2 protein-coding genes and 1 pseudogene are annotated in these 1,948 nt (G+C 74.2%); all 3 read right to left on the bottom strand.

Features of this window, described 5'->3' with window-relative positions; translation table 11 throughout:
* Positions 1–466: ABC transporter ATP-binding protein (locus PROKR_RS35595; RefSeq protein WP_036966400.1), on the bottom strand; the 466-nt coding region annotated here is incomplete at its 3' end.
* 43 nt (positions 467–509) lie between these two features.
* Complete coding sequence (locus PROKR_RS20180) at positions 510–1,529, bottom strand: bifunctional riboflavin kinase/FAD synthetase (protein ID WP_036966397.1); 1,020 nt, start codon at positions 1,527–1,529, stop codon at positions 510–512.
* Positions 1,530–1,645: 116 nt separating this feature from the next.
* A pseudogene (locus PROKR_RS20175) lies at positions 1,646–1,948 on the bottom strand (tRNA pseudouridine(55) synthase TruB); the annotation flags it as partial.

Below are 1,948 nucleotides of genomic sequence, written 5' to 3'. Positions count from 1 at the left end.
GCACCAGCAGGTCGCGCGGCCGCACCAGCGCGCTCGCCAGCAGGAACCGGCGGCGCTGCCCGGACGACAGGGTGTGCGGCATGGCGCGCCCGTGCCGTGTGATGCCCACGTGGTCGAGCACCTGGTCGACGACGGCGCCGGCATCCGGCACCCCGTGCCCGCGGGCGGTGAGCACGAGGTGCTCACGGACGGTCACACCGGGAAAGAACGCGTCGTCGTCCAGCACGCCCGCGACGCGGGCGCGGAACCGCCGCTCCCGCTCGTCCACGAGGCGCCCGAAGGCACTCGCCTTTCCCGAGAGCGGCTCCTGGAGGCCGAGCACGGTGCGCAGGAGGGTGGACTTGCCGGTGCCGTTGGCGCCGATCACGGCGACGATGTCGCCGGCCCCCAGGGTGAGGTTCACGGGTGCGCAGACGGCGTTGCCGCCGTACCCGACCACCAGGTCGGACAGCTCGAGGTAGGTCATGCCCAGCCCAACGCACGAGGCCCGGAAAGGTCTCCCGGGTGACTCAGGGCCGCAGGATCTTCCGGGCCCGCGCCACGTCGTCGTTCATCTGGGCGATCAGCGGCTCCATGCCGTCGAACCGCAGCGTCGGGCGCAGGTGGGCCACGAACTCGAGCACGACCGTCTGGTCGTACAGGTCGAGGTCGGTGCGGTCGAGCACGTAGGCCTCGACGCGGCGCTCCACGCCGTCGAACGTGGGGTTGGTGCCGACGGAGATCGCGGCGGGCAGGATCTCCTCCTGGCCAAGGCCCGCGCCGGAGGCAGTCGCGCGGTCGTGGTCGGGCCCGGCGAGGCTCGCGCACGTCGCGGCCGTACCGCGGCGCAGCCAGCCCGCGTAGACGCCGTCGGCGGGCACCAGTCCGGTGATGTCGCCGAGGTTGGCGGTCGGGAAGCCCATCTCGCGGCCCCGCGCGTCGCCGTGCACCACGGTGCCGCGCACGAGGTGCGGGCGGCCGAGCACGTCGGCGGCCTGGTCCACGTCACCCTCCGCGAGCAGCGCCCGCACGGCGGTCGAGGACCAGCGCTGGTGGCCGTCGCCCTCGGCCACGGAGTCGCCGACGTCCTCGATGGCGACGACCTCGAACCCGTGCTGCCCGCCGAGCTCGACCATCGTGGCGAGCGTCCCGGCGTTCTGCTTGCCGAACCGCACGTCGTGCCCCACCACCACGGTCCGCGCCCGCAGGCCGTCCACGAGGTACCGGGACACGAACTCCTCGGGCGTCTGCGCCGCGAAGTCGAGCGTGTAGTTGACCAGCAGGGTCGCGTCCAGGCCGGTGCGCTCCATGAGCGCCAGGCGGTCCTCCAGGCCCGTGATCAGCTCGGGCGCCGACTCGGGCCGGTGCACTGCCGCCGGATGCGGGTGGAACGTCACGGCGACGGCGCTGGCCGCGTCGCCCCGGGCGAGCCGGAGGATGCGGTCGAGCACCGCCTGGTGGCCGCGGTGGACGCCGTCGAAGTTGCCGATCGTCACCACTGATGGCCCGAAGTCCGGGGGAACCTGTTCCAGGTCCGTCCACAGCTGCACGCGGGTTGCTCCTCATGAATCGGGTGGCGCGGGTGCGGGAGCCGCTCGCGCCGCGCCCCGCACCGGTCGCCAAAAGCCTACGGCGTGTTTCGGCGGTCGTGCGCCCGCCCGCCCGGTCAGGGTGCGGGGGCGAGCACCAGGACGGGCTTGGCCAGGCTCTCGCCGCGGCGCTTCGTGTCCTCCAGCAGCGCGACGAGCGTGCCCGACGGCGACAGGGCCGCCACGACCTCGGAACGCCCGGACGGCTCGACCCACTGGCCGTAGCCGAGTGCGCGCACCTCGACCTCGTCGAGCTCGCGCACCGGGAACGTGCCGCGGGCGGCGTCGGCCAACGGGAGAGTGGCCAGCGTGCCGTCGGCGTCCGCCTGGGCCTCCAGCTCCTCCAGCGTGCGGGCGCCCGCCAGCGGGTAGCCGCCCAC

This window comes from Promicromonospora kroppenstedtii DSM 19349, assembly GCF_000515355.1.
GTDB classification, from domain to species: domain Bacteria; phylum Actinomycetota; class Actinomycetes; order Actinomycetales; family Cellulomonadaceae; genus Promicromonospora; species Promicromonospora kroppenstedtii.
Note: the sequence above shows the minus strand (reverse complement) of the source record. Positions and strands in the feature narration are given on the sequence as shown.